The organism is Ectopseudomonas khazarica (assembly GCF_017915135.1).
Taxonomy (GTDB): Bacteria; Pseudomonadota; Gammaproteobacteria; order Pseudomonadales; family Pseudomonadaceae; genus Aquipseudomonas; species Aquipseudomonas khazarica.
Genome location: NZ_CP068551.1, coordinates 2,187,236 through 2,212,918 on the forward strand (window position 1 = coordinate 2,187,236; position 25,683 = coordinate 2,212,918).

Genomic DNA, 25,683 nt, shown 5'->3' on the forward strand with positions numbered 1-25,683 from the left:
TGATCAGAAACGATAGTCCTGGCGCACGATGGCCGCGTGCAGCGTGCTGTCCAGGCGCTGGAAGTGCGCAGTGTCGGGCAGGCGCACGTAGAGTGGGTCGTCGCTCCGGGCCGGATCGTAACCAGCCTGCTTGAGATCGGTTTTCTTGTACTTGAAGGTACCGGTGGTCTCCACTTCGCCGAGCAGGCGGATGAACAGGGGCGCGGCGTAGGCCGGCAGCTCCGCGTCGAGGTAGCTCGCCAGCGCTGCGCCATCGAGATCGCTGCCGGGCGTCAGGCGCAGTGCAGCCATGCCGCAGCGGCCGTTGGTGGCGGGAATCTCCACGCCGTAGACCACCGCGTCTTCCACGCCGGGGAAGGCACCGAGCACGTTCTCCACCTCGGTGGTGGAGACGTTCTCGCCTTTCCAGCGGAAGGTGTCGCCGAGGCGGTCGACGAACTGCGCGTGCTTGCAGCCGATATCGCGCATCAGGTCGCCGGTGTTGAACCAGGCGTCGCCCTGCTTGAACACATTGCGCAGGATCACCGACTCGCTCTTGGCCGGGTCGGTATAGCCGTCGAAGGGCCATTTGGCGCTGATCTCGCTGATCAGCAGGCCTGCTTCACCCTTGTCGGCCTTGTGCAGGAAGCCCTTCGCGTCGCGCAGGACGCAGTCGTTCTCCAGGTCGTAGCGCACGATGGCGTAGGTGGCCGGTGTGTAGCCGACGGTATTGTCGAAGTTGAACACGTTGGTGAAGCCGATGTTGCCTTCGCTGGAGGCATAGAACTCGGTGATCTGCCGGACGCCGAAGCGCTGCTTGAACTCGGCCCAGATCGACGGACGCAGGCCGTTGCCGATCATGCAGCGCAGGCTGTTGTCCTGCTCCGCCGGGTGCACGGGCTGGTTGAGCAGATAGCGGCACAGCTCGCCGATGTAGCCGAAGCAGGTGGCCCGGTAGCGCGCCACGTCGCTCCAGAAGGCGCTGGCGGAGAAACGGCGCCGCAGGGCAATGGCGGCACCGCCGGCCAGCGCCGCGCTCCAGCATACGGTGACGGCGTTGTTGTGGTAGCAGGGCAGGGTGAGATAGAGCACGTCGTGCGCGTTGAGGGTCAGGCCGGAGTGGCCGAAGCCGCCGTATGCCTTGATCCACTTGCCATGGCTCATGATCGAGGCCTTGGGCAGGCCGGTGGTGCCGGAGGTGTAGATCAGGAAACAGGCATCCTTCATGCGTACGCGCAGGCTGTCCGGTGGGTTGTCCTGCGCCTGGCCGCTGCCCAGTTGCATGAGGTTGGCCCAGCCGCTCGGCGGCCGTCCCGCATCGACCAGGCAGTCCTGATCGGCTACCCAGTAGCGGCGAGCATGCGGGTCGTGCAGGTGCTCGGCGATTTCCTCGAAGGCTCCGAGCAGCTCGTCGCCGATCACCAGGAGGCGCGGTTCGACCAGATTGAAACTGTGCGCCAGGACCTTGCCGCGCTGGGTGGTGTTGATCAGTGCGCCGACGGCACCGAGCTTGCTCAGGGCTGCGAGGATCGCCAGCAGCTCCAGGCGGTTTTCCAGCATCACCGCGATCACGTCGCCATGCCTGACACCCTCGCGCTTGAACGCCCAGGCCAGGCGGTTGGCCCAGGCATTGAAGTCGCGGTAGTTGATCTGGCGTTGCTCGTCCATCAGTGCCGGGCGTTCGGGGTGATGCCGGGCGGCGCGTTGCAGTGCCCAGGCCAGTGACAGCGGCTTCTCGCGGTTGCGGATGCCGGCGTAGTAGAGGCCACGCAGCATGCGCGGCACGCGTGGCAGGTGCTGCGGCAGGTGGGCCAGGAAGCGAATGGGCGAAATCAGATCGGTTTGGCTCATGGGGCTCGCACTTGGGGTGTCAGTCGTGGGACGCGAGGCCTGACTCTAGTTGGCCTGGCTGGGCGCAGCCATGGCCCTGGCGCATGCGGGCGAGGGCAGATCGGCAAATAGGCGTCGCTCTTCAGGGCGCGCCCAGGTGGCAGAGCAGGTCCGCTCCGCCATGGGCCCGCGTGCAGCCGTAGCCCGGATGCAATCCGGGACGACCCGAGAGCCAATCCCCGGATTGCATCCGGGCTACGAAGGGCCGCAGTGTTCAGTCGACGAACAGGTCGGGTATCAGGCTGTCGCCTGCGGGGTCGAAGCGATACTGTTCGAAATCGCTCTGGCCCTGTTCGCGCAGGATGTCCTCGTCGATCAGCAGGCGTCCGCTGATGCTGCGGCCCTCGCTCGCCAGGATCGCACGGGCCGCGTCGGCCATGATCGCCGGGGTGCGCGCACGCTTGAAGGCGTCGCGGCTGCCCAGCTCGAACTCGATGGCGGCGGTGGCGATCATGGTCTTCGGCCACAGCGAGTTGACGCTGATGCCGTACTTCTTGAATTCCTCGCTCATGCCCAGGGTCAGCATGCTCATGCCGTACTTGGTGACGGTATAGGGACCATGCTGGGCGAACCACTTGGCGTCGAGGTTGAGTGGCGGCGACAGGTTGAGGATATGCCCACCGGCGCTCTGTTTCAGATAGGGCAGGGCGGCCTGGCTGCAGACCATCACGGCGCGGGTGTTGATCTGGTACATCAGGTCGAAGCGCTTGGGTTCGAGCCGCTCCACCCCCACCAGCTTGATCGCGCCGGCGTTGTTGACCAGCGCGTCGATGCCGCCGAAATGCTCGGCTGCGCGGGCCATGGCGGCTGCCACGGCCTGTTCGTCGCGTACGTCCAGTTGCAGGGGCAGCGCCCTGCCGCCAGCGGCCTCGACTTCGGCTGCGACGCTGAAGATGGTGCCCTCCAGCTTGGGATGCGGTTCGGCGCTCTTGGCCGCGATGACGATATTGGCGCCCTCGGCGGCGGCCTTGAGCGCGATTTCACGGCCGATACCACGGCTGGCGCCGGTAATGAACAGGGTCTTGGCAGAAAGTGACATGGGAGTGCTCCGGGGCTCGTTGTTGTCGTAGGGCGGATGACGTTCCGTTCACCCACCCGGGTGGTGTCGGGGCGGATGGATGCAGTGCCATCCACCTCGCATCAGGTTTCTGAAGCTTCGATTTCCACCAGCAGTTGACGGCTCTTGACCTGGTCGCCCTGGCTGACGCCGATCCGCCGGACGATGCCATCGACACCCGCCTTGAGCGGGTGCTCCATCTTCATGGCTTCCAGCACCAGCAGCAGCTGGCCCTTGCTGACGCTGGCGCCCTCGCTGGTCAGGACGTCGACGATGGCGCCGTCCATCGGCGCCTTCACCGCACCGCTGCTGGCGGCATTCTGGCCCCCGGCCGGTTCGTGGGTGACGTCCAGCAGTTCCAGGTTGCCCTGCTCGCCATACAGCCACAGGTGCTCGCCTTCGTGGTGATAAGCCTGGCGGCGGCGCACGCCGTCCAGCTCCAGGGTCAGCCAGCGTCCGTCGCTGGCCAGCAGGCGCAGGCACAGCTGCTCGTCACCCCGGCTCACGCGAAGTTGTGCCTGAGGGCCGCCGGCGGCGACCGCCAGCTCGACGGCATGCCTGTGCTCGCCCTGCTTGAGCACGCAGCGCCAGGGTGCACCGCCCGCGTTGCGCCAGCCGGACAGCCCCGGCTGATGTGCGCGCGCGCCTGCTGAAGCCTGGTAGAGCAGGGCGGCGGCGATGGCCAGCTCGGCCAGGCTGGCGCTGTGTGGCTGCAGGCTGGGATCGTTCTCGAAGTGTTCGGCGATGAACGCCGTCGTGGCGTTGCCGGCAGCGAACTGCGGGTGTTCGAGCAGGTTGGCGAGAAAACGCTGGTTGCCGTTGACGCCGAGGAGCACGCAGCGCTCCACGGCGCGCACCAGCTTGCGCCGGGCGTCGTCGCGGGTCTCGCCGTAGGCGATGACCTTGGCCAGCATCGGGTCGTAGAAGGGCGTGACGGCCTGGCCTTCGAGCAGGCCGTGGTCGATGCGCACACCCGGCAGCAGCTCCGGCTCCCAGCGCAGAACCTGGCCGGTTTGTGGCAGGAAGCCGGCGGCGGCATCCTCGGCATACAGGCGCACTTCGATGGCGTGACCCTGCAGGCGGATTTCCTCCTGGCGCAGCGGCAGTGGCTGGCCGGCAGCGGTGCGAATCTGCCAGGCCACCAGGTCCTGTCCGCTGATCAGTTCGGTGACCGGGTGTTCCACCTGCAGCCGGGTGTTCATCTCCAGGAAGAAGAACTCGCCACTGGCGTCGAGCAGGAACTCCACCGTGCCGGCACCGACGTAGCTGACCGAGGCCGCCGCCTTCACCGCGGCTTCACCCATGGCGCGGCGCAGCTCGGGCGTCATCACCGGGCAGGGCGCTTCCTCTACCACTTTCTGGTGGCGGCGCTGCACCGAGCAGTCGCGCTCGCCGAGGTAGACGATATTGCCGTGGGTGTCGCCGAACACCTGGATCTCGACGTGGCGCGGGCGGATCACCGCGCGTTCGAGGATCAGCTCGCCGGAGCCGAAGGCGTTCTGCGCCTCCGAGCGGGCCGTGCGAATCTGCGCCAGCAGTTCAGCGGATGCCTGCACCAGGCGCATGCCGCGACCGCCGCCACCGGCACTGGCCTTGATCATCAGCGGATAGCCGATGCGCTCGGCTTCGCTGGCCAGGGTGTCGTCGTCCTGGGCGGCACCTTCGTAGCCCGGAATGCACGGCACGCCGGCTTCCAGCATGGCGATCTTCGACAGGCGCTTGCTGCCCATCAGGTGGATGGCGTCCACGCTCGGGCCGATGAAGGCGATGCCGGCGTCTGCACAGGCACGCGCGAAATCGGCGTTCTCGGAGAGGAAGCCGTAGCCGGGGTGGATGGCGTCGGCGCCGGTCCGGCGCGCCGCCTCGATGATGGCATCGATACGCAGGTAGGACTGGCTCACCTGGGCGGGGCCAATGCACACCGCCTCATCGGCCAGCTGCACATGGCGGGCGTCGGCATCGGCTTCGGAGTAGACCGCAACGGTGCGGTAACCGAGCTCGAGGGCGGTGCGCATCACCCGGCAGGCGATCTCGCCACGGTTGGCGATCAGGATCTTGTTGAATGCGGGCATCTTCGTGCTCCTGTGCGGCGATCCGCGGATTTCATCCGGGCCACGATGTTCGTAGGGTGGATCGCGCTGTCTCGATCCACCGTGTGTGGTACGTGCGCGGGCGGATGTGAAAAGCGACAGCCACCCAGCGGTTGCTCCTAAAGGACGGCGGTGTCAGGCCGTCCAAGCCATCATTGCGCCCATTTCGGCTTGCGTTTCTGCACGAAGGCCATGGTGCCTTCGACGCCCTCGGCGCCCGTGACGGCGGCGGCAAACTGTTCGGCCGCGCGGTCGAGCAGTGGGCCGAGCGCCTCGCGTTCGCTGGCCAGCAGCAGCGCCTTGGTCTGGGTATTGGCCTGCGGCGCGCACTGGCGGATCTGTGCCAGGGTGTCCTGCAGGCGCTGTTGCAGCGCAGCCGCGTCGGCCTCGCAGTGATGCACCAGGCCCAGGCGCAGCGCCTCGGCGCCGTCCACACGGGCGGCCGTCAGCGCCAGGCGGCGGGCCTGGGTCAGGCCGATGCGGTGCACCACGAACGGGGCGATCTGCGCCGGCAGGATGCCCAGCGTGGTCTCAGGCAGGCCGAATCTGGCGTCGCTGGCGGCGATGGCCACGTCGGACACGCAGGCCAGGCCGAAACCGCCGCCGAGCACGGCGCCTTCCAGTACGGCCACCAGCACCTGCGGTGCGGCCTGGGCCTCCTCCAGCAGCGCACCGAAGGCGCGGTTCAGCTCGCGGTAGGCGTCGCCGCCTCTGGCACGGGCGCCAGCCATGTCCTTGATGTCGCCACCGGCGCAGAAGTGGCCGTCCGCGCCACGCAGGACGAGGGCGCGTACCTCCGGCTCATGGCGCACGGCTTCCAGGGTGGCGCGTAGCTCGCCGACCATGGCCAGGCTCATGGCGTTGCGGCTGTCCGGACGATTCAGGGTGACGTGCAGCACGCCGTTCTCGAGGTTCAGCAGCAGGGTTTCGCAGTGGGGCAGGTCGTTCATCGCATACCTCGGTGTAGGGCGGGTGGAACCCGCCGCACGGCAATGGCGTTTCGGCGCGTAGGCTGGACGTCGCTTCTTACGTCCACCGTCAGGGTGGATCGATAAGGCGTGATCCACCCTGCGTTCAGGCTTTCTTCTTCCCGGGCAGGATGCCCATCAGCTTGCAGATGATGCCGAGCATGATTTCGTCGGCACCGCCGCCGATGCTGACCAGGCGCACGTCGCGGTAGGCGCGCGACACCGGGTTGTCCCACATGAAGCCCATGCCGCCCCAGTACTGCAGGCAGGCGTCGGATACCTCGCGGCCCAGGCGACCGGCCTTGAGCTTGGCCATCGATGCCAGGCGGGTCACGTCACGCCCCTTCACGTACTGCTCGGTGGCCTGGTAGACCAGGGCACGCAGGGCTTCGATCTCGGTCTGCAACTCGGCCATGCGGAAGTGGATGACCTGGTTGTCGATCAGCGGTTGGCCGAAGGTGTGGCGCTGCTTGCAGTAGTCGATGGTGCTGTCGACGCAGTGCTCCAGGCCCTTGATCATGTTGGCCGCGCCGAACAGGCGTTCCTCCTGAAACTGCAGCATCTGCATCATGAAGCCGGCGCCTTCGTGACCGATGCGGTAGCGCTGCGGCACGCGCACGTTGTCGAAGAACACCTGGGCGGTTTCCGAGCTGCGCATGCCGAGCTTGTCGAGGTGCGGGCTGACGCTGATCCCCGGCGTCTTCATCGGCACCACGATCAGCGACTTGTTGACGTGCGGCTTGTCGTCGCTGGTGTTGGCCAGCAGGCAGATGAAGTCCGCCGATGGCGAGTTGGTGATCCACATCTTGCTGCCGTTGATCACGTAGTCGTCGCCGTCCTTGCGTGCGCTGGTCTTCAGACCGGCCACGTCGGAGCCGGCACCGACCTCGGAAACCCCTATGCAGCCGACCATCTCGCCGCTGATGGCCGGGCGCAGGAACTCGTCGCGCAACGCGTCGGAGCCGAAGCGGGCCAGGGCGGGCGTGCACATGTCGGTCTGCACGCCGATGGACATGGGAATGCCGCCGCAATGGATGGTGCCGAACTCCTCGGCGGCGACGATCGAGTAGCTGTAGTCCAGGCCCATGCCGCCGAACTGCTCCGGCTTGGAGATGCCCAGCAGACCCAGTTCGCCGGCTTTCCTGAAGATGTCGTGGATGGGGAAACGACCTTCCTTCTCCCATTCATCGACATGCGGGTTGATTTCCCTGTCGACGAAGTTGCGGACGGTGCGGCGGAGTTCTTCGTGTTCCTGGGTGAAGATCATTGTTGTTGTGCTCCGTATCGAATGGGGCTGGCGGCGGGTTGCACCCGCCCTGGGTTTTTCAGAATCTGGCGACGCCGAAGCTGCTCGTCTTCAACGGACGCAGGCTCGCTTCGGCGCAGATATCCAGCAACAGGCCCAGCAGCTTGCGCGTATCGCGCGGGTCGATCAGGCCGTCGTCCCACAGGCTGGCGGTGCCGTACAGCGCGGTGGACTGGCTGTCGAGCTTCTGCGCGGTAACGGTTTCCAGCATGTCGAGCATCTTCGGGTCGGCCTCCTTGCCTTCCTTGGCGTGTTTCTCCTCGGTGACGATGCGCAGCACCTTGCCGGCCTGGGCGCCGCCCATCACCGCGGTGCGGCTGTTGGGCCAGGCGAAGATGAAGCGCGGGTCGAGGCCACGTCCGCACATGGCGTAGTTGCCGGCGCCGTAGGAGCCGCCGACGACGATGGTGAGCTTGGGCACCGTGGCGTTGGCCACCGCCTGGATCATCTTCGAGCCATGCTTGATCACGCCGTGCTGTTCCGACTCGGTACCGACCATGAAGCCGGTGGTGTTGTGGAAGAACAGGATCGGGGTATTGCTCTGCTCGCACAGCTGGATGAACTGCGCCGCCTTGGCCGCACCCTGCGGGGTGATCGGGCCGTTGTTGCCGATGAAACCGCAGGCCTGGCCTTCGATCTGCAGGTGGCCGCAGACGGTCTGGCTGTCGAATTCGTTCTTGAAGTCGAGGAACGCCGAGCCATCGGCGATGCGCGCGATGATTTCGCGCACGTCATAGGGCTTCTTGGCGTCGGCTGGTACCAGACCGAGCAGCTCCTCGGCCGGGTACAGCGGCTCGCGCCAGGTTTTCGCCGGGCGTGCAGGCAGTTGCTGGTTCCACGGCAGCATGGCGAGAATCTCGCGGGCCAGGCGCACGCCATCGGCGTCGTTCTCGGCCAGGTACTCGGCGGTACCGGCGACCTGGGCATGCATCTCGGCGCCGCCGAGTTGCTCGTCGCTGGCGATCTCGCCGGTGGCGGCCTTGAGCAGTGGCGGGCCGGCGAGGAACATCTTGGCCTTGCCACGCACCACCACAACGTAGTCCGACAGCCCTGGCTGGTAGGCCCCGCCGGCGGTGCTGGAACCGTGCACCACAGTGATCTGCGGCAGGCCCATGGCGGACATGCGCGCCTGGTTGGCGAAGCCGCGTGCGCCTTCGACGAAGATGTCGGCGGCGTAGTTGAGGTTGGCGCCGCCGCTCTCGGCCAGGGTCACCACCGGCAATTTGTTCTCAACCGCGATCTGCTGCAGACGCAGGGATTTCTTCAGGCCGGTGGGGGAGATGGTGCCGCCCTTGATCGCGCTGTTGTTGGCGATCACCAGGCAGCGCACCCCGGCGATGTAGCCGATGCCGGCGATCAGCCCGCCACCGGCCTGGCTGCCGTCCTTGTCGTCGTGCAGCTTGTAGCCGGCCAGCGAGGCCAGTTCGAGGAACGGCGCACCGAGGTCGAGCAGCAGGCTGATGCGCTCGCGGGGCAGCAGCTGGCCGCGCTTGTCGAACTTGGCCTTGGCCTCCTGGGCCTTGTCGAGCACCTTCTGTTCCACGTCGCGGAAGCTGGCGATGGCCGCCAGCATGGCCTCGCGGTTCTGCGCGAAGGCGTCGCCATGTACGTCGATTTCCGATTGGATCACAGGCATCGCCTTACTCCTGGTCTTTCAGTACGTCGGGCACGTAGGCTCGGTGGAAACCGTTGTACGACTCGCTGTTCGTCGCCTTGCCCAGTGTCCAGGCGCGGGTGCCCTGGCTGGCGGCACCATCGATGCGGATGGTGTTGCCGCTGATGAAGTTGGCGCCGGGGCTGAGCAGGAACACGATGGCCGCGGCCACCTCGGACTCGCTGCCGATGCGTTGCAGCGGTACGTGATCCTTGAGGTTGCGGATCATGTTCTTCATCGATTCGGGGTAGGTGTCCATGCCGCTGGAGGCGATCCAGCCGGGTGCCACGGCGTTGACCCGTACGCCGGCGTGGCCCCACTCGTAGGCGGCGGTCTTGGTGAAGTTCTCCATGCCGGCCCGCGCCGCGCCCGAGTGGCCCATGCCGGGCATGCCGCCCCACATGTCGGCGAGCATGTTGACGATGCCGCCGCCGTGCTTGCTCATGCTCTGCAGGAAGACTTCCCTGGCCACCAGGAAGCCGCCCACCAGGTTGGTGCGCACCACGGTCTCGAAGCCTTTCTGGTTGATGCCGATCAGCGGCGCCGGGAACTGCCCACCGGCATTGTTGACCAGCTGGTGAATGCGCCCGCGCTGTTCGATCAGCGTGGCGACCATGGCCTTCACGCTGTCTTCGTCGCGGATGTCACAGACATGCCAGCTGGCGCTGCCGCCATCTTCGATGATCTCGCCCGCGGTGTTTTCCAGCTTGTCCTGCTTGCGCCCGACCAGCACCACGTGAGCGCCGAGATGGGCCAGTTCGTGGGCCACGCAGCGGCCGATGCCGCTGCCACCACCGGTGACCAGGATGGTCTGGCCTGCGAACAGGCCGGGTCGGAATACGGAGTCGTAGCTCATTGTTCTTGTTGTCCTTCTCGGTTCCGTAAGAGCGGCTTCAGCCGCGATGCTCTTGCCCAGTCCAGATCGCGGCTGAAGCGATACGTCGCCCGACCGCTACTACAACATGGAAGGTGGAAGCCGCGCAGCGTTTCCCACCCGAAGCCGGTGGCTGGATGACGCGTCATCCACCCTGCGATTGGCACCTACAGCGCTTCAGCCAGCGCCCTTGGCACCGGCACCGGGAACTCCAGCAACTGCTGGGCGAACGCCTTGCCCTGCGGGTCGATGCGCAGGCTGGCGACGCCACCACCGCCCAGCGCGTTCTCCAGCAGGAAGTTGAGGCTGTGGCTGCCCGGCAGGTACCAGCGGCTCACGCGTCCCTGCTCGGCATCCAGAGTGTGGGCCATCCACTGAGCCACCGCCTCGGGTGTCAGCGCGGCGGCGATCCACGCCAGGTACTCGGGCTTTCTCGCCATCACACCGATGTTGCTGTGGTTGCCCTTGTCGCCGGAGCGCGCCACGGCCAGGCGCACCAGGGGTACGGCGCTGTCGGCGTCGTCCATGGGGATGGGCAGGGCAGCGGGGGCGGGCACCTGGGTCGGGTCGAAGGCCGCCACCTGCGGCAGGCCGACTGGCTGGCGCTCGCCGTCGATCTCCACCTCCAAGGCGCAGGCGCTCTTGTCCACGAGGAAGCTGAACAGGCGGATCACCGGGTACACGGTCGGTCGTCCGCCGACGATGCCGGTCAGGCCGGGGGCCATGCCGGTGGCGGCCTGGGCGATCTCGCGGGAGAACAGCAGCAGTGCTTCCTTCCTGGCGTGACGTGCAGCGATCTTCACCACCACTTCGCGGCTGTAGCGGCGATGGGCATGGGCGCCGTAGGTGGCTTCGCTACCGAGCAGCTCGATGCTGACCTCCTGGTACGGACCCCAGTCGCGCTCGGCGAACAGCTCTTCGGTCTTGCGGATGATCGCCTGGCTGACCCGTTCGGCCTTGGCCACGGCATCGATGCCGGCGAGCAGGAAACTGGCGGTGCAGCGGAAGCCGTCCGGGTGGGTGGCGCTGACCTTGTAGCGGTCGCCGGGAGGCAGACCGCGGGCACCCTGCAGCTGCACCCGGTCAGGGCCGACCTGGCTCAGCTGCACCTGGGTGAAATCGCAGACCACGTCCGGCAGCAGATAGGCGCGCGGGTCGCCAATCTCGTAGAGCATCTGCTCGCCGACGGTGAAAGGCGTGACCAGGCCGCCGGAACGTTCCGGCTTGGTCACGACGAAATGGCCATCGTCCGCGACCTCGACGATGGGGAAGCCGATGTGTTCGTAGTCCGGCACGTCGCGCCAGTCGGTGAAGTTGCCGCCGGTGCACTGCGCGCCGCATTCGATGATGTGCCCGGCCAGGGCGGCCTGGGCCAGCCTGTCGTAGTCGTCCCAGGCCCAGCCGAATTCGTGCACCAGGGCGGCGCTGACCACGGCGCTGTCGACCACGCGGCCGGTGATGACGATATCGGCGCCGCGTTCGAGCGCGGCGACGATGCCCGGTGCGCCCAGGTAGGCGTTGACCGATACACAGAAGGGCGGCAGCGGCGCGTCGCTGAACATCTCGCGGGTACCGGCCTTGACCAGTTCGCCAAGCTTGGGCTGCAGGTTGTCGCCATGCAGCACGGCGATCTTCAGTTGCACGCCGGCCTGCTCGCAGGCCGCCTTCAGGGCCGCGGCACAGGCCATCGGGTTGACCCCGCCGGCGTTGCTGATGACGCGGATGCGCTTGTGCGCCAGTTCGCCGAGCAGGGGCGTGAGCACCTCGACGAAGTCGCGGGCGTAGCCCTCGTCGGGCTTCTTCATCCGTGCGCCGGCCATGATCGACATGGTGATCTCGGCCAGGTAGTCGAACACCAGATAGTCCAGCTCGGCCCCGCGAACCAGCTGGGCGGCGGCGGTGGAGGTGTCGCCCCAGAATGCGGAGGCGCAGCCGATGCGTACGGTTTTAGTCATTGTGATGGCCCGTGACACATTGAAGGGATGCGTCGACATTACCAAGCAAGCGCTTGGTTGAAAAGCGCCGGGAGAGGGCAAAACGGCCAAAAATGCGCCCAAGCGCTTGCTTGGTAGGTGTTCGGCGCATACATTTCATCATGCAAGACAAGTACTTGCCGGCAGCATCGAGAATTCATCAGAACAATTGCCGGGCAGGGCAGTGAGGGGGATCAGTCAGCGTGGAAGAACACAGGGCCCAGGCGGTAATGCAGGAACTGGTCGAGACAGGCCGGATTACCGACCCGGACAGCGCACGCGGCAAGCTGCTGCAGATGGCCGCCCATCTGTTTCGCAGCAAGGGCTACGAACGCACGACGGTGCGTGACCTGGCCGCCGCCATCGGCATCCAGTCGGGCAGCATCTTTCATCACTTCAAGAGCAAGGACGAGATCCTGCGCTCGGTGATGGAGGAGACCATCGTCTACAACACCGCGCTGATGCGTGCGGCGCTGGCGCAGGCGCAAGGCACTCGCGAGCGCCTGCTGGCGCTGATTCGCTGCGAGCTGCAATCGATCATGGGCGGTACCGGCGAGGCGATGGCGGTGCTGGTCTACGAATGGCGTTCGCTTTCCGAGGCGGGGCAGGCACAGGTGCTGGCGCTGCGTGACACCTACGAGCAGATCTGGCTGGAGGTGCTGGGCGAGGCGCGCGACGCGGGCTACTTCAACGGCGACCCGTTCATCCAGCGGCGCTTCCTTACCGGCGCGTTGAGCTGGACCACCACCTGGTTCCGCTCCCAGGGCCCGATGACCCTGGATCAGCTGGCCGAAGAGGCCTTGTCATTGGTCTGCAAGGAAGCTTGAGCAAATTGAACTAAGCTAGGGTCGATGACGACCGTTGGCGGGTTCCGAGGCGTATCGCACCCTGTATTACGTGACGCGAGGTCGAGTTTGCGTGCGCTAGTTGCTTGTCTGCTTACCTACCTCACGCTGCTGAATGTGCCAACGGCCATCGCGGCGCAGGAGGTGCGTGTCGGCGGCTACCACTTCCCTCCCTATCTGGACAAACCCGAGTCGCCGCATCCGCAGGGGCTGGTTCCGGATCTGCTGCATGCGCTCAATGCATTGCAGCGGCAATACCATTTCGTGCTCGTGCCGACGTCGGCGACCCGCCGCTATCGTGATCTGCAGGGCGGGCGCTTCGACCTGATCTTCTTCGAGTCGAGCCTCTGGGGCTGGGACGCGACGCCGCACCTGGAGCTGAACCTTTCCATCGACGATGCCGAGGTCTACGTCGCGGCAGCCGAACCAGGGCGTGGCCAGGCGTATTTCGACGACCTGAAGGGCAAGCGTCTGGCCCTGTACAGTGGCTACCATTATGGCTTCGCGGGTTTCGAGGCGGATCCCGAGTACCTCGCGCATACGTTCGATGCGCTTATGACCTATTCTCATGACAGCAACCTGCGGATGCTGCTGGCGCGTCGGGTGGATGTGGCGGTGGTGACCTGGTCGTACCTGCAGATGTTCCTCGACCGGAACCCGCAACTGGTGCCCGAACTGCTGGTTTCCGAGCGTGTCGACCAGCAGTATCGCCATCAGGTGTTGCTGCGTCCTGGCGGGGTGCTGACACCCGATCAGGTAGCCGGAATGCTGAGTGAGTTACAAGAAAATGGTGAGCTTCCTGCGCTACTTCGACGCTATCGTCTGACATTGGCTGGCAAAGTAGTAGCGGACTGAAAAACTATCTGGTTGGTCAGCAAAGACTCGGGTAGGCTGCACCACAACTAGAAGAAGGATTTTTTTGGGGAGTCGACATGCGGCATTCGCGGCGCTGGATTCACGGATGGCTGAGTGCTGTCTCGCTGTTGCTCGTCGGTGCAGTTTCCGCAGCCGAGACCGTCAAGGTCGGCGGTGCGCATTTCCCTCCCTATGTCGACAAATCCAATGCGCGTGAGTCGACCGGGCTGCTGCCGCAGCTGCTCGAAGCCCTCAATCAGGAGCAGAGCGACTATCACTTCACCATGCTGCCCACGGCCATCGTGCGGCGCTTCGGCGATCTGCAGCGCGGGCGCATCGACATGGCGATCTTCGAGAACCCCAGCTGGGGCTGGCAGGACATCGATGCCACGGCCGTCGACATGGGGCTGGAGGATGCCGAGCTGTTCGTCGCGCGGGACGAGGAGCTGCGTGGCCAGGACTACTTCGATCAGCTGCAGGGCAAGCGCCTGGCCCTCTACCGTGGTTACCACTACGGCTTCGCCGACTTCAACAGCGACCCTGAATTCCTGACCCGGACCTACAACGCCAACCTCGGCCATTCCCATGACAGCAACCTGCTGATGGTCCTGCGCGGTCGGGCGGACATTGCGCTGGTCACCCGTTCGAACCTCTACGACTTCATCAAGCGCAACCGCGAGCATGCCCGCGCGCTGCTGATTTCAGAGCGCATCGATCAGGTTTACCACCATCACGCCATGGTCCGTGCCGGCTCGCCGATCAGCCCCGAGGCGTTCGCCGCCTTGCTCGAGCGACTACGGGCCAAGGGCGAGCTCGAGCGGATCTTCTCGCCGTATCGCATCGCCGTCATGCCAGTCGTAGTGGGTAGCTCAGCAGCAGCACGTGCAGAAGATTGACCGCAGCGTGCAGAGCGATCGCCAGGCTCAGGCGCCCGCTGTAGTGGAACGCCAGGCCGTAGCCGAGACCGGCCACGGCAGCCAGCAGGGCGAATAGCGCGCTGAACGGCAAATGAGCCGCGCCGAACAGGGCGGCGGTGAGCAGCAGGCCCGGCCATGTGCCCAGGCGCTGGGTCAGGGCGGGCTGCAGCACACCACGGAACAGCAGTTCCTCGGCCACCACCGCAACGCCCAGATTGACCGCCAGCCACAGCCAGAGCCCATCTGGCCATTTCGGCTGCCAGGCGACCAGGCCCAGGGCAATGGCCAGCGGCGGCACGGCGAGCAGCGTGAGGATGCAGACCAGCCCGGCGCGCGTGCAGGAGAGCGCCGGCTTGCCGGGTTGCCCCAGCCACCAGGCCAGCAGCGTCATGCCCACCAGCAGTTTGTCCCAGGACAGGCGCAGCGCGTAAGGTGCCGCGTCAGGGCTCAGTTTGCGCGGCTCCCATAGCGACCATGGTCTGAAGCCCGGCAACAGGTGCGCGGCCAGGGCAATGCCGCCGAGCAGGGCCAGGATGGCCCACGGCCCGTTTGGCAGTGATCGATGACCGAGCAGCACGGCAGCACTGAACAGCGCGCCGAGCAGCAGGCCGATCGGCTGGATGAAACCCGTCGCGAAACCCAGCGCCAGGGTGAAGGCTGGAATCAGCAAGCGCAGGTGCAGGGGCATGGCGCCTCCTCGTGGGCGAGGGGCGCAGTCTAGCAGGAGTGGGCGAGCCGTTCGGCGACCCTGTTCGAGTCTGTCGCGGCAGGTCGATGAGTCGCCGCTTCAGCGTTCGCGATTGTCCTTGGCGTCCTGTTCGGCATTGCGCTCGTGAATGCGCTTGAGCTGCTCCTCGGTCAACGGCAGTTTCTTCGCCGTGTCACGCAGCATCAGCAGGCTGCCGACGATGGAGCCCAGGGCGATAACCAGGATGAGCCAGGCGTACCAGGGCATGGAGGGTTCCTCTCGGGGGATGGACCTTCACCATACGCGCTCGGCTGTCTGTTGTCAGGCGGGCTCCCCGACGGCGCTCGGCTGCGCCTGAAGCACGGGGGCGATCGTGATCTCTGTCACATGATGGCAACTTGGCGCTGTTTGAATGGCGACTTTCAGACAGCTGGGGGAGGCTGTTCGTGACCCAAGCCAGAGCGCTGCAATCGCTGATGCGAGCGGTCGAACCACTCGCTGCGTCGATGAGTATCAATGAGGTGGCCGACCTGTTTCTGGCGGCCGAGCACCGCGCCTTTCTTTCCCTGCCGGTGGTCGATGACCAGGGACTGCCATTGGGGCTGGTCAGCCGCGCCACCTTGCAGGACATCTTCATGCAGCGCTTCGGCCGCGACCTGCGCGGGCGCCACCCGGTGGGCGAGGTGATGAATCCCGCGCCGCTGATCGTCTCGCTCGAGGCCGGCCTGGAAGAGGCGGCCAAGCAGGTCACGGCGCAGTTGCAGTACCCGATTACCGAGGACTTCATCCTCATCGATGGCCAGGGCCACTACTGCGGCCTGGGTACCGTGCTCGACCTGCTCAAGGCCATGGAGGCGCGGGTCGCGCAGCGCAATCGCGTGCTGCGCCAGGCGCTGGTGGACCTCAAGGAGTCCCAGGCGCAGCTGCTGCAGTCGGAGAAGATGGCCTCGCTGGGGCAGATGGTGGCGGGTGTTGCCCACGAGCTGAATACCCCGCTGGGCTATGTGAAGAACAACGTGCAGCTGCTGCGTGAGCTCAGCGCGCCGCTGTTCGATCTGGCCGCGGCCCAGGCTCATCTGGGCCAGTGCCTGAACGATCCCGGCTGCGACGAAGCGCGCCTGGGCGAGGCCTTGCAGGCTGCCGAACAGGCGCGCCGGCAGGCGGCCCCGGAGCTGCTCGCCGAGGACCTGCAGCAGCTCTACGGGGACACCCTGTATGGCCTGGAGCAGATCGCCGAACTGGTGGTCGGCCTGAAGGACTTCGCCCGCCTGGACCGGGCCATGAGCGAAGAGGTCGACCTCAACGACTGCATCCGCAGTGCGCTGCTGATCGCCCGCAACCACATCAAGGACAAGGCCGAGGTGGTGCAGCAGCTCGGAGAGTTGCCCCGCGTTGCCTGCGCGCCCTCGCAGATCAACCAGGTCCTGCTCAATCTGCTGACCAACGCGGCGCAGGCCATCGACGGGGTCGGGCGCATCCAGATCCGCAGCTGGGCGGACGAGCAGGGTGTTCACGTCTCGTTGCAGGACAACGGCAGCGGCATGCCGGCCGAGGTCCTGGCGAAGATCTTCGACCCCTTCTTCACCACCAAGCCCGTGGGGCAGGGCACCGGCCTCGGCCTGTCCATCAGTTACAAGATCATCCAGGACCACGGCGGCCAGATCCGTGTCGCCTCCGAACCGGGACGCGGCACGCGTTTCCTGATCAGCCTGCCACTGCCCGTCACCGTCGCCATGAAAAGGAGCGCCTGATGTCCGCACCCGTTCGCATACTGTTCGTCGACGATGAAGAGCGCATTCTGCGCAGCCTCGCCCTGCAATTCCGGCGTCACTACGAGGTGCTGACCGAGAGCGACCCGCTGCGCGCCCTGCAGCGCCTGCGTGACGAGCACATCCACGTGCTGGTCAGCGATCAGCGCATGCCGCAGATGAGCGGGGCGCAGCTGCTCGCCGAGGCGCGCGAGATCGCACCGGACACCCTGCGCATCCTGCTGACCGGCTACTCCGATCTGGATGCGGCGGTGGAAGCACTGAACAACGGTGGCATCTTCCGCTACCTGACCAAGCCCTGGGATCAGCAGGAAATGGCCTTCACCCTGCGCCAGGCCGCCGAGCTGGCCGTGCGTCAGGCCCAGCCGCTGCTTGCCACTACCCACGAACAGCTGAGCGCACCGCTCTCGCTGCTGTTGCTGGACGACGAGCCCGACACCCTCGCCGTGGTCGGCGAGTTCTGCGTGGCCGGGGGGCATCGCCTGCTGCGTGCACGCAACCTCGCCGAGGCGATGCTGCAACTGAACAACGAGCGCGTGGATATCCTGGTCAGCGACCTCAAGCTTGCCGGCGAAGACACCGCGCCGCTGCTCAAGACCCTGGCCCAGGCCCACCCGCGCTTGCTCAGTCTGGTGGTCACGCCGTTTCAGGACACCCAGGCCCTGCTGCGCCTGGTCAACGAGGCGCAGATCTTTCGCTACCTGCCCAAGCCGATTCGCCGTGGCCTGTTCGACAAGGGCCTCAAGGCTGCCGCCGAACAGGCGGCGATCTGGCGCGCGCAGCCGCAGCAGGTGGTCAGCCGCCTGGCCGAGGTGCCGCGTGACGAGCGTGAGCAGGAAAAGGTCGGCAGCCTGATGGGCATGCTCGGGCGCCTGCGAGAGCGGCTGATCGCCTGATTGCATGCCGTCGGCCGCGCCTGCTCTGCGGCCTGCGGCAGGCGAGCGCGTTCTGCGGTGGCGCCGGGTGGCGTGCTGCTCCAGCGCCCGGTCGCTTTGCGCTACAATGCGCGGCGTTTTTGACCCAGCCCGAGAGCCGTCCCATGCCTGCCTGCCAAACCCCCATCATCGTCGCCCTCGACTTCCCCAGCCGTGACGCCGCCCTGGCGCTGGCCGACCAGCTCGATCCGGCGCTGTGCCGGGTAAAGGTCGGCAAGGAGCTGTTCACCCGCAGCGGCCCGCAAGTGGTCGAGGCGCTGCAGGCCAAGGGCTTCGAGCTGTTTCTCGACCTGAAATTCCACGACATTCCGAACACCACGGCGATGGCGGTCAAGGCGGCGGCGGAGATGGGCGTGTGGATGGTCAACGTGCATTGCTCCGGCGGCCTGCGCATGATGGCGGCCTGCCGCAACGAACTGGACAAGCTGGCTGGCGCCAAGCCGCTGCTGATCGGTGTGACCGTGCTGACCAGCATGGAGCAGCAGGACCTGGCCGGCATCGGCCTGGACGTAACGCCACAGGCGCAGGTGCTGCGTCTGGCCGGCCTGGCTGCCGAAGCGGGGCTCGATGGCCTGGTCTGCTCGGCGCAGGAGGCGCCGGCGCTCAAGCTCGAACAGCCGCGTCTGCAACTGGTGACGCCCGGCATTCGTCCGGCCGGCAGCAGTGCCGACGACCAGAAGCGCATTCTGACCCCACGTCAGGCGCTGGATGCCGGCTCCGACTACCTGGTGATCGGTCGTCCGATCAGCCAGGCCGTCGACCCGGCGCAGGCGCTGGCCGCCGTGGTCGCCGAACTGCAGGGCTGAGCCGCGCGCCGACCCAGGGCGCCACGCCATCAGCGCCCTGCATGACCTGTCACTCCAGAGCCTGATAGTGCTGCTCTGCGTCCAGCCGTCTGGCTAGACTCCTCGCCAATTCAACAAGAATCGCTGCGAGGAAGCAGACATGAGCATGACGTTTTCCGGCCAGGTCGCCCTGGTCACCGGCGCCGCGGCCGGCATAGGCCGCGCCACCGCCCAGGCATTCGCCGCCGAAGGGCTCAAGGTGGTGGTTTCCGATGTCGACGTGGCTGGCGGTGAAGGCACCGTCGAGCTGATTCGTGCCGCCGGTGGTGACGCCTGCTTCGTGCGCTGCGACGTTACCCGCGATGCCGAGGTGAAGGCCCTGATGGAGGCGACCCTGAGCCAGTACGGCCGCCTGGACTACGCCTTCAACAATGCCGGTATCGAGATCGAGCAGGGCAAGCTGGCCGACGGCAACGAGGCCGAGTTCGACGCGATCATGGGCGTCAACGTCAAGGGCGTGTGGCTGTGCATGAAGCACCAGATACCGCTCCTGCTGGCCCAGGGTGGCGGCGCCATCGTCAACACGGCATCGGTGGCGGGCCTGGGGGCGGCGCCGAAGATGAGCATCTATGCGGCTTCCAAGCACGCGGTGATCGGCCTGACCAAGTCGGCGGCAGTGGAGTACGCGAAGAAGAAGGTGCGCGTCAATGCGGTATGCCCTGCCGTGATCGACACCGACATGTTCCGCCGCGCCTACGAGGCCGACCCGCGCAAGGCCGAGTTCGCCGCCGCCATGCATCCGGTCGGGCGCATCGGCAAGGTGGAAGAGATCGCCGCGGCTGTGCTGTACCTGTGCAGCGATCACGCCGGCTTCACCACCGGCCAGGCCCTGGCCGTCGACGGTGGCGCCACGGCGATCTGATCGCACCCGTGCGGGGGGCGATCACGGGCGAATCTTGGCACGCAGGGCCACTGTCAGCGGTGGCCCTGACTGCGCAGAATCCTGCCAGGTTGAACAGGAGCGATAACAATAATGACCGCCGATCCCTTGCTGACGCTTTTCCTTCCCGCCGCGCTGGGCATCATCATGCTCGGCCTGGGCCTGTCGTTGAGCCTGGCCGACTTCGCCCGCGTGGCCAAGTTTCCCCGGCCGGTGCTGATCGGCCTGGCCTGCCAGTTGCTCCTGCTGCCGCTGGCCTGCTTCTTCCTGGCCAAGCTGTTCGGCCTGGCGCCGGCGCTGGCCGTCGGCCTGATGCTGCTGGCGGCCTCGCCGGGCGGTACCACGGCCAACCTCTACAGCCACCTGGCCCATGGCGACGTGGCGTTGAACATCACCCTGACCGCCGTCAATTCGGTGGTCGCCATCCTGACCATGCCGCTGATCGTCAACCTGTCGCTGGCGCACTTCATGTCCGCCGACCAGGCCATTCCGCTGCAGTTCGCCAAAGTGGTGCAGGTGTTCGCCATCGTCCTCGGTCCGGTTGCCATCGGCATGTGGCTGCGCAGCCGTTTCCCGCACTTCGCCGAGCGCATGCAGAAGCCGGTGAAGATCGTTTCGGCGCTGTTCCTGCTGCTGATCATCCTGCTGGCGGTGGCCAAGGACTGGCGCACCTTCGTCGAGTACGCGCCGGCGGTGGGTGGTGCGGCGCTGGCCTTCAACCTGCTGAGCATGGCGGTGGGCTACTGCGTGCCGCGCCTGCTCAAGCTCGATCTGCGCCAGGCCATCGCCATGGAGATCGGTATCCACAACGGCACCCTGGCCATCGCGCTGGCGCTGAGCCCGGCGTTGCTGAACAACCCGACCATGGCCATTCCGGCGGCGATCTACAGCCTGATCATGTTCGTCACGGCGGCGCTGTTCGGCTTGTGGGTCAACCACGTACACGGCGCTGAGCTGGTCGAGCCGGTGGCTCAGGGCGACGGGGCGTAGCCGCAGCAAAGCGAGAGGCTCCGCAGGAGCCCCTCGCGAGTGCGCCTGAACCCGCTCAGCGTTTGCCGGCGTTGAGGATCGCCAGGGTCAGCAGGCCGGCGACGATGCCCCAGAATGCCGAGCCGACGCCTGCCAGGGTCATGCCCGAGGCGGTGACCAGGAAGGTGATCAGCGCCGCTTCACGCTCGTTCGGTTCGCTCATGGCCTGGGTCAGGCCGCCGATGATCGAGGCGAACAGCGCCAGCGCGGCGATGGACAGGATCAGCGCGGCCGGCAGGGCGGCGAAGAGCGAGGCCAGCGTTGCGCCGAAGAGGCCGGCGATGGCGTAGAACACACCGCACCAGACCGCCGCCGTGTAGCGCTTGTGCGGGTCTTCGTGGGCCTCCGGGCCGGCGCAGATGGCGGCGCTGATGGCGGCCATGTGGATGCCGTGACTGCCGAACGGCGCCATCAGGATCGACACCAGGCCGGTGCTGGTCAGCAGCGGCGAGGCCGGTACGTCGTAGCCATTCGCGCGCAGCACGGCCATGCCCGGCAGGTTCTGCGAGGCCATGGCGACGATGAACAGCGGGATGCCAATGCTGATCGCCGCAGCCAGGGAGAAGCTCGGCGTGGTCCATTGCGGCGTGGCCAGCTGCAGTTCGAAACCGCTGAAATCGAGCAGGCCGAAGAGGCCGGCCAGCAGGCTGCCGACGATCAGCGCGGCGAGTACCGCGTAGCGCGGCCACAGGCGCTTGCCGAACAGGTAGGCGAGCAGCATGGCGACCACCAGAGTGGGCTGCTGCTCGGCTGCCACGCAGATTTCCAGGCCGATCTTGAACAGCACCCCGGCCAGCAGGGCGGCGGCGATGGAGGCAGGGATGCGGCGCATCAGGCGATCGAAGGTGCCGGTCAGGCCGATCAGCAGGATCAGGCCCGAAGCGAGGATGTAGGCGCCGATGGCTTCGCCGTAGGACACCTGCGGCAGGCTGGTGATCAGCAGCGCGGCGCCCGGGGTGGACCAGGCGATCATCACCGGCGCGCGGTAGCGCAGCGAGAGGACGATGCAGCACAGCGCCATGCCGATCGACAGGGCCCAGATCCACGAGGATATCTGGCCAGCGCTCAGGCCTGCCGCCTGGCCGGCCTGGAACATCAGCACCAGGGAGCTGGTGTAGCCGGTGAGCATGGCGATGAAGCCGGCGACCACGGCCGAAGTGGAGGTGTCCGCCAGCGGGCGCAGGCGGGTAGGGGCGACATCTTGCATCAGAACATTCCAGTGTCGACGAGGATGGGATAGAGCGAGGCGACCAGCAGCAGGGCCATGCCGATGTTGAACGCGCGCAGCAGGCGCGGATTGTCCAGCCAGTTGCGCAGCAGGCTGCCAGCCACCGTCCACAGGCCCACGCTGGGGCAGTTGACGAGGGCGAACAGCGCCGCGATCAGCAGCACGTTGCTGAAGAAACCGTCCTGCGGCGTATAGGTGGTTATCGCGCCGATGGCCATGATCCACGCCTTGGGGTTGACCCATTGAAAGGCGGCAGCCTGGAGGAAGGTGAAGGGCTTCGCGGTCGGGTTCTCGCGGCTCTGCGGGGCGCCGGACTGGGCGATCTTCCAGGCCAGGTAGAGCAGGTAGGCGGCGCCGACATAGCGCAGCACCTCGTGCAGCACGGGCACGCGCTCGAACAGCTGGCCAAGGCCCAGCCCTGTCGCCGTCACCAGGAGCATGAAGCCCAGGCTGATACCGAGCATGTGCGGAATGCTGCGGCGCAAGCCGAAGTTCACGCCCGAGGCCAGCAGCATCATGTTGTTGGGCCCCGGCGTCACCGAGGTGACGAAGGCGAAGGTGATGAAGGCGAGCAGGAGTTCGGGCGTCATTGTTGTTCTCCGGTGACTGGCAAAGCCTATTGCGCTGCCGGCATGAAGTCGCGATACAGCCACGCCTGGGTTGAACCGTACAGTCTGTTCAAGCGGGACCTGGCTGGTTAGCCTGCAGCCATCGTCGAACAGGGGCAGGGTGATGCAGCCGGACAATCCCTACAGCGCACCGCAGGTGGAATTGCTCGACCGTCGTGGGGGGCCGCCACTGCCGGGCTGGAGCGCCCGCCAGCTGCGCGTGCTTGGCTGGCTGGCGCTGGTGGCGGTGCTGGCCAATGCCCTGGTGGTCGGCCTGACCCTGGCCGGCGCATGGCTGGATGAGCGCGAGGCGCAGCGGCTGCAGAGCTACATCGGCTGGTTGAGCCTGATGCTGGTGCTGCTTGGCTGCTACCTGCTGCTGCGCTTCAAGGCGTTCGCCGAGGCACGTTTCGCCGCCCGGCATCTGGCGGCTCCGATCTGGAGCCTGCTGCTGGTGACGGTGTCGCTGGAACTGGCGGATAGCGCATTCGGCGAGCAGCTGTTCACCGCCCTGGATTGGCCGACGCTGGGCTACATGCTGCTGCTGGCGCTGATGGGCGCCTGCACCGCCTGGCTGGGGATTCGCCTGCTGAAGGTGGCATGCCCCTATCCGGCGCTGAAGGTGATGGCCTGGCTCGACATCGTCGGCGGGGTGATGCTGGCCAGCGTGATACTGGCGCTGCTGGCCGTGCTGCCCCTGCTCGGTGCCGGAGTGGCGCTGATGCGGGTGTTCTTCAGTGCGGCGGCCGAGTTGCCGGAGCAGGTTGACTGAGGGTGTTGCATAGGGCCGGAGCCGCCCGCTGGGCGACCCCGGTGGCGTGCCTGCCTACCACTTGTAGTCGAGGCTGGCAGTGACCCGGCGCGGGTCGCCGGCATAGCAGTAGAAGCCGTCGCAGGTGGCCAGGTACTCCTTGTCGAACAGGTTGCTGGCATTGAGCGACAGGCTGGCGCCGCGCAGGCTGCTATCGAGCTGGCCCAGGTCGTAGCGCACGACGGCATCGTAGACGGTGTAGGCGCTGCTGTGGCCGTCGGAGGCGGCGCGCACGAAACCCATGCTGCCGACCGCGATGTTGTCCGTGGAGCCGACGAAGCGAGCGCCGAAGCCCACCCCGAAGCCTGCCAGCGCGCCCTGATGCCAGTCGTAGTCGGCCCAGGCGGACGCCTGATGCTCGGGGATCAGCGGCAGCGCGCGGTTCTTGTCACGCGGGTCGCCCACCTCGGTCATCTTGCTGTTGGTGTAGGTGTAGGACGCGGTCAGGCTGAGGTTTTCCGTGACGTTACCGGTGGCCTCCAGCTCCAGGCCGCGTACTTGGACTTCACTGACCGGCTCGGTAGCCCCGGCGACGTTGGTGGTGACGATGTTCTGCCGTTTCAGGTCATAGACCGCAGCGGTCAGCAGCAGGTCGCTGCCGGGTGGCTGGTACTTGACCCCCAGTTCGTACTGCTTGCCGGTGCTGGGCTTGAACGCTTCGCCACCACTGCCGCCCGCTTCGGCCTGGAAGGACTCGGCATAGGAGAGGTACGGGGTGAAGCCGCTGTCGAAGACGTAGCTGAGCGCCGCGTTGCCGCTGAACTGGCTGTCGCGGCGGCTGTCTTTGGCGTCGCTGGCGTTGTGGAACACCGAGTCGGTTTCCAGTCGGTCCCAGCGCCCACCGAGGGTCAGGCGCCAGGCGTCCAGGGCGATCTGATCCTGCAGGTAGAGGCCGGTGTTGCGGCGCTTCTGGTTGTAGTCCTGGAAGGCGCTGTAGGCGACGCCACTGAAGTCCCGGCCGTAGACCGGGGTGATGATGTTGCTGCTCGGTGCGCTGCCGTAGAGCCAGCGGTAGTCGGTATTCACCCGCAGGTAATCCAGGCCGAGCAGCAGGGTGTGATCCAGCGCGCCGGTGCTGAAGTCGGCCTGGAAGTTGTTGTCCACGGCGAAATGGCTGATGTTCTCGTCGTACACGTTGGCCCCGCGGCTGACGCTGCCGTCGTCGCTGACCGCACCGGACCAGCCACCTGCGGTGATGATCTGGTTGTCCAGTTCGAGCTTGCTGTAGCGCAGGTTCTGGCGGAACTGCCAGATGTCGTCGAGACGGTGCTCGAAGGCATAGCCCAGGGCATAGAAGGTCTTGTCGTAGAACTCCCAGTCGGGGTCGCCGAGGTTCTTGTTGTAGTCGACCTTGCCTGCCGGCGTATCGAGCTTGGTGCCCTGCAACGGCAGGAACTGGCTGGTGCCACCGGTATCGTCGCGGTTGAACTGGCCGAGCAGGGTCAGCCTGGTCTCGTCGGCGATGTTCCAGGTCAGGCTCGGCGCCAGGTTGAAGCGCTGATCGTCGATATGCTCGACAGTCGTACCGCTGTCACGGCCGACACCGCTGAAGCGGTAGAGGAAACGACCGTCGTCGTCGATCTTGCCGGTGCTGTCGAAGCTGATCTGCTTGTGCTGGTAGTTGCCGATCTGCACCTGCACCTCATGGCTGCTCTCGGCCTGCGGCCGGCGGCTGACGGCATCGACCAGGCCACCGGGCGGGGTCTGGCCATAGACCGATGAGGCCGGCCCGCGCAGCACGGCGACGCGCTCCAGGTTCCAGGTTTCCAGCTTGGCCATGGTGTAGCTGCCCTTGGGCAGCGGCAGGCCATCGAGCATCTGGATCGGTTCGAAGCCGCGGATCTTCATCCAGTCGGCGCGGCTGTCGCTGCCGTAGCTGCTGGCGATCACGCCGGGCATGTAGCGCACGGCATCGTCGAGGTTCTGCACCTTGCGATCCTGCATCTGCGCGCGGGTGGCCACGGAGATCGAGCGTGGGGTTTCCAGCAGTGGCGTATCGGTCTTGGTGCCGGTGGCCGTGCGGTTGGCCAGGTAGCCGCGAGTCGGGCCCAGGGCGCGTTCGGCCGCCTGCTCGCTGGCGGTGACGGTCACGTCCGGCAGGGCCATCGCCGCTTCCGCTGCGGGGGCCAGGCTGTAGGCGCCGCCGCGTCCCTGCAGCTGCAGGCCGGTGCCGCGCAGTGCCTGGTTCAGCGCGTCGAGGGCTTCGTAGTCACCGCTGACCGGCGCCGAACGTTTGCCCTCGGTCAGGGCCGGGTCGATGCTCAGGGTCACGCCGGCCTGGCTGGCGATCTGATTGAGCGTCGGCGCCAGTGGGCCTGCCGGCAACTGATAGGCTTCGGCGTGGGCCAGGCCGACATGGCCGGCGCAGGCGACGGTGAGGGCCAGCAGTGTGTGGCGGAACGGAGCAGGGCGGAAGGACATTGCGAACGTCTCCTAAGAGTTAATGTATCTCAATGCCTTCTTGCCGAAGCAGAACGAAAAA

At 66.4% G+C, this 25,683-nt stretch carries 22 protein-coding genes; 9 read left to right on the plus strand and 13 right to left on the minus strand.

Annotated elements, in window-relative coordinates; translation table 11 throughout:
- Positions 1 to 3: 3 nt before the first annotated feature.
- From JLK41_RS10330 to JLK41_RS10365, 8 genes are all read right to left on the minus strand, one after another.
- Positions 4 to 1,830: a long-chain-acyl-CoA synthetase gene (locus tag JLK41_RS10330; protein ID WP_210390954.1), complete on the minus strand. Its 1,827-nt coding sequence runs from the start codon at positions 1,828 to 1,830 to the stop codon at positions 4 to 6.
- A 253-nt stretch (positions 1,831 to 2,083) separates the two neighbouring features.
- Positions 2,084 to 2,908, minus strand: a complete 825-nt coding sequence (locus JLK41_RS10335; protein WP_210390955.1) for an SDR family oxidoreductase — start codon at positions 2,906 to 2,908, stop codon at positions 2,084 to 2,086.
- Positions 2,909 to 3,009: 101 nt separating this feature from the next.
- Positions 3,010 to 4,998: an acetyl/propionyl/methylcrotonyl-CoA carboxylase subunit alpha gene (locus JLK41_RS10340; protein ID WP_210390956.1), complete on the minus strand. Its 1,989-nt coding sequence runs from the start codon at positions 4,996 to 4,998 to the stop codon at positions 3,010 to 3,012.
- 170 nt (positions 4,999 to 5,168) lie between these two features.
- Positions 5,169 to 5,966, minus strand: coding sequence for an enoyl-CoA hydratase/isomerase family protein (atuE, locus tag JLK41_RS10345; protein ID WP_210390957.1), 798 nt, complete (start codon positions 5,964 to 5,966; stop codon positions 5,169 to 5,171).
- A gap of 124 nt (positions 5,967 to 6,090) precedes the next feature.
- Positions 6,091 to 7,251 (minus strand): citronellyl-CoA dehydrogenase, encoded by a 1,161-nt coding sequence (gene atuD / locus JLK41_RS10350; protein WP_037054351.1) that lies wholly within the window; start codon positions 7,249 to 7,251, stop codon positions 6,091 to 6,093.
- Between the two features lie 58 nt (positions 7,252 to 7,309).
- Positions 7,310 to 8,926 carry a geranyl-CoA carboxylase subunit beta gene (gene atuC / locus JLK41_RS10355; RefSeq protein WP_134677829.1) on the minus strand — a complete coding sequence of 539 codons (1,617 nt, stop codon included), beginning with the start codon at positions 8,924 to 8,926 and terminating at the stop codon, positions 7,310 to 7,312.
- Positions 8,927 to 8,930: 4 nt separating this feature from the next.
- Positions 8,931 to 9,800 (minus strand): SDR family oxidoreductase, encoded by an 870-nt coding sequence (locus JLK41_RS10360; RefSeq protein ID WP_179554004.1) that lies wholly within the window; start codon positions 9,798 to 9,800, stop codon positions 8,931 to 8,933.
- Between the two features lie 185 nt (positions 9,801 to 9,985).
- Positions 9,986 to 11,773, minus strand: coding sequence for an acyclic terpene utilization AtuA family protein (locus JLK41_RS10365; protein ID WP_210390958.1), 1,788 nt, complete (start codon positions 11,771 to 11,773; stop codon positions 9,986 to 9,988).
- 248 nt (positions 11,774 to 12,021) lie between these two features.
- Between JLK41_RS10365 and JLK41_RS10370 the strand changes: the two genes are divergently transcribed.
- The 3 genes from JLK41_RS10370 to JLK41_RS10380 all read left to right on the plus strand — a co-directional run bounded on the left by JLK41_RS10370 (position 12,022) and on the right by JLK41_RS10380 (position 14,387).
- Complete coding sequence (locus JLK41_RS10370; RefSeq protein ID WP_167494404.1) at positions 12,022 to 12,618, plus strand: TetR/AcrR family transcriptional regulator; 597 nt, start codon at positions 12,022 to 12,024, stop codon at positions 12,616 to 12,618.
- 87 nt (positions 12,619 to 12,705) lie between these two features.
- The gene (locus JLK41_RS10375; RefSeq protein WP_037054335.1) at positions 12,706 to 13,491 is read left to right on the plus strand and encodes a substrate-binding periplasmic protein; all 786 of its coding nucleotides are present in this window, start codon (positions 12,706 to 12,708) and stop codon (positions 13,489 to 13,491) included.
- 77 nt (positions 13,492 to 13,568) lie between these two features.
- Positions 13,569 to 14,387 carry a substrate-binding periplasmic protein gene (locus tag JLK41_RS10380; protein ID WP_047584322.1) on the plus strand — a complete coding sequence of 273 codons (819 nt, stop codon included), beginning with the start codon at positions 13,569 to 13,571 and terminating at the stop codon, positions 14,385 to 14,387.
- Here the strand turns inward: JLK41_RS10380 and JLK41_RS10385 are convergent.
- Positions 14,338 to 15,096 (minus strand): CPBP family intramembrane glutamic endopeptidase, encoded by a 759-nt coding sequence (locus JLK41_RS10385; protein WP_210390959.1) that lies wholly within the window; start codon positions 15,094 to 15,096, stop codon positions 14,338 to 14,340. The genes JLK41_RS10380 and JLK41_RS10385 overlap by 50 nt on opposite strands.
- Positions 15,097 to 15,195: 99 nt before the next feature.
- Complete coding sequence (locus JLK41_RS10390) at positions 15,196 to 15,363, minus strand: DUF2897 family protein (RefSeq protein WP_080756935.1); 168 nt, start codon at positions 15,361 to 15,363, stop codon at positions 15,196 to 15,198.
- Between the two features lie 179 nt (positions 15,364 to 15,542).
- Here JLK41_RS10390 and JLK41_RS10395 point away from each other — a divergent pair, with 179 nt between their 5' ends.
- The 5 genes from JLK41_RS10395 to JLK41_RS10415 all read left to right on the plus strand — a co-directional run bounded on the left by JLK41_RS10395 (position 15,543) and on the right by JLK41_RS10415 (position 20,515).
- On the plus strand, positions 15,543 to 16,847 hold the full coding sequence (locus tag JLK41_RS10395) for a sensor histidine kinase (RefSeq protein ID WP_037054328.1): 1,305 nt from the start codon (positions 15,543 to 15,545) through the stop codon (positions 16,845 to 16,847).
- The gene (locus JLK41_RS10400) at positions 16,844 to 17,761 is read left to right on the plus strand and encodes a response regulator (protein ID WP_152490105.1); all 918 of its coding nucleotides are present in this window, start codon (positions 16,844 to 16,846) and stop codon (positions 17,759 to 17,761) included. The genes JLK41_RS10395 and JLK41_RS10400 overlap by 4 nt, the downstream gene beginning before the upstream one ends.
- 143 nt (positions 17,762 to 17,904) lie before the next feature.
- Positions 17,905 to 18,606, plus strand: coding sequence for an orotidine-5'-phosphate decarboxylase (pyrF, locus tag JLK41_RS10405; protein WP_047584319.1), 702 nt, complete (start codon positions 17,905 to 17,907; stop codon positions 18,604 to 18,606).
- Between the two features lie 139 nt (positions 18,607 to 18,745).
- Positions 18,746 to 19,507: an SDR family oxidoreductase gene (locus tag JLK41_RS10410; protein WP_037054320.1), complete on the plus strand. Its 762-nt coding sequence runs from the start codon at positions 18,746 to 18,748 to the stop codon at positions 19,505 to 19,507.
- A gap of 111 nt (positions 19,508 to 19,618) precedes the next feature.
- On the plus strand, positions 19,619 to 20,515 hold the full coding sequence (locus tag JLK41_RS10415) for a bile acid:sodium symporter family protein (protein ID WP_210390960.1): 897 nt from the start codon (positions 19,619 to 19,621) through the stop codon (positions 20,513 to 20,515).
- Positions 20,516 to 20,570: 55 nt separating this feature from the next.
- Here the strand turns inward: JLK41_RS10415 and JLK41_RS10420 are convergent, their stop codons facing one another.
- Entirely contained in the window at positions 20,571 to 21,761 is a 1,191-nt protein-coding gene (locus tag JLK41_RS10420) for a benzoate/H(+) symporter BenE family transporter (protein WP_037054316.1), read from the minus strand.
- Positions 21,761 to 22,372, minus strand: coding sequence for a LysE family translocator (locus JLK41_RS10425; protein WP_037054314.1), 612 nt, complete (start codon positions 22,370 to 22,372; stop codon positions 21,761 to 21,763). Before JLK41_RS10425 ends, JLK41_RS10420 begins: the two co-directional genes overlap by 1 nt.
- Before the next feature lie 142 nt (positions 22,373 to 22,514).
- Here JLK41_RS10425 and JLK41_RS10430 point away from each other — a divergent pair, with 142 nt between their 5' ends.
- Positions 22,515 to 23,162 carry a hypothetical protein gene (locus tag JLK41_RS10430; RefSeq protein WP_210390961.1) on the plus strand — a complete coding sequence of 216 codons (648 nt, stop codon included), beginning with the start codon at positions 22,515 to 22,517 and terminating at the stop codon, positions 23,160 to 23,162.
- A gap of 54 nt (positions 23,163 to 23,216) precedes the next feature.
- Here the strand turns inward: JLK41_RS10430 and JLK41_RS10435 are convergent, their stop codons facing one another.
- Entirely contained in the window at positions 23,217 to 25,622 is a 2,406-nt protein-coding gene (locus tag JLK41_RS10435) for a TonB-dependent siderophore receptor (RefSeq protein ID WP_210390962.1), read from the minus strand.
- Positions 25,623 to 25,683: the final 61 nt, after the last annotated feature.

What these genes read in the sequence shown, in the direction of transcription:
- JLK41_RS10330 (WP_210390954.1), bottom strand. Translation starts at nt 1,830, where the DNA reads ATGAGCCAAACCGATCTGATTTCGCCCATTCGCTTCCTGGCCCACCTG.
- JLK41_RS10335 (WP_210390955.1), bottom strand. Translation starts at nt 2,908, where the DNA reads ATGTCACTTTCTGCCAAGACCCTGTTCATTACCGGCGCCAGCCGTGGT.
- JLK41_RS10340 (WP_210390956.1), bottom strand. Translation starts at nt 4,998, where the DNA reads ATGCCCGCATTCAACAAGATCCTGATCGCCAACCGTGGCGAGATCGCC.
- atuE (WP_210390957.1), bottom strand. Translation starts at nt 5,966, where the DNA reads ATGAACGACCTGCCCCACTGCGAAACCCTGCTGCTGAACCTCGAGAAC.
- atuD (WP_037054351.1), bottom strand. Translation starts at nt 7,251, where the DNA reads ATGATCTTCACCCAGGAACACGAAGAACTCCGCCGCACCGTCCGCAAC.
- atuC (WP_134677829.1), bottom strand. Translation starts at nt 8,926, where the DNA reads ATGCCTGTGATCCAATCGGAAATCGACGTACATGGCGACGCCTTCGCG.
- JLK41_RS10360 (WP_179554004.1), bottom strand. Translation starts at nt 9,800, where the DNA reads ATGAGCTACGACTCCGTATTCCGACCCGGCCTGTTCGCAGGCCAGACC.
- JLK41_RS10365 (WP_210390958.1), bottom strand. Translation starts at nt 11,773, where the DNA reads ATGACTAAAACCGTACGCATCGGCTGCGCCTCCGCATTCTGGGGCGAC.
- JLK41_RS10370 (WP_167494404.1), top strand. Translation starts at nt 12,022, where the DNA reads ATGCAGGAACTGGTCGAGACAGGCCGGATTACCGACCCGGACAGCGCA.
- JLK41_RS10380 (WP_047584322.1), top strand. Translation starts at nt 13,569, where the DNA reads ATGCGGCATTCGCGGCGCTGGATTCACGGATGGCTGAGTGCTGTCTCG.
- JLK41_RS10385 (WP_210390959.1), bottom strand. Translation starts at nt 15,096, where the DNA reads ATGCCCCTGCACCTGCGCTTGCTGATTCCAGCCTTCACCCTGGCGCTG.
- JLK41_RS10390 (WP_080756935.1), bottom strand. Translation starts at nt 15,363, where the DNA reads ATGCCCTGGTACGCCTGGCTCATCCTGGTTATCGCCCTGGGCTCCATC.
- pyrF (WP_047584319.1), top strand. Translation starts at nt 17,905, where the DNA reads ATGCCTGCCTGCCAAACCCCCATCATCGTCGCCCTCGACTTCCCCAGC.
- JLK41_RS10410 (WP_037054320.1), top strand. Translation starts at nt 18,746, where the DNA reads ATGAGCATGACGTTTTCCGGCCAGGTCGCCCTGGTCACCGGCGCCGCG.
- JLK41_RS10415 (WP_210390960.1), top strand. Translation starts at nt 19,619, where the DNA reads ATGACCGCCGATCCCTTGCTGACGCTTTTCCTTCCCGCCGCGCTGGGC.
- JLK41_RS10420 (WP_037054316.1), bottom strand. Translation starts at nt 21,761, where the DNA reads ATGCAAGATGTCGCCCCTACCCGCCTGCGCCCGCTGGCGGACACCTCC.
- JLK41_RS10425 (WP_037054314.1), bottom strand. Translation starts at nt 22,372, where the DNA reads ATGACGCCCGAACTCCTGCTCGCCTTCATCACCTTCGCCTTCGTCACC.
- JLK41_RS10430 (WP_210390961.1), top strand. Translation starts at nt 22,515, where the DNA reads ATGCAGCCGGACAATCCCTACAGCGCACCGCAGGTGGAATTGCTCGAC.
- JLK41_RS10435 (WP_210390962.1), bottom strand. Translation starts at nt 25,622, where the DNA reads ATGTCCTTCCGCCCTGCTCCGTTCCGCCACACACTGCTGGCCCTCACC.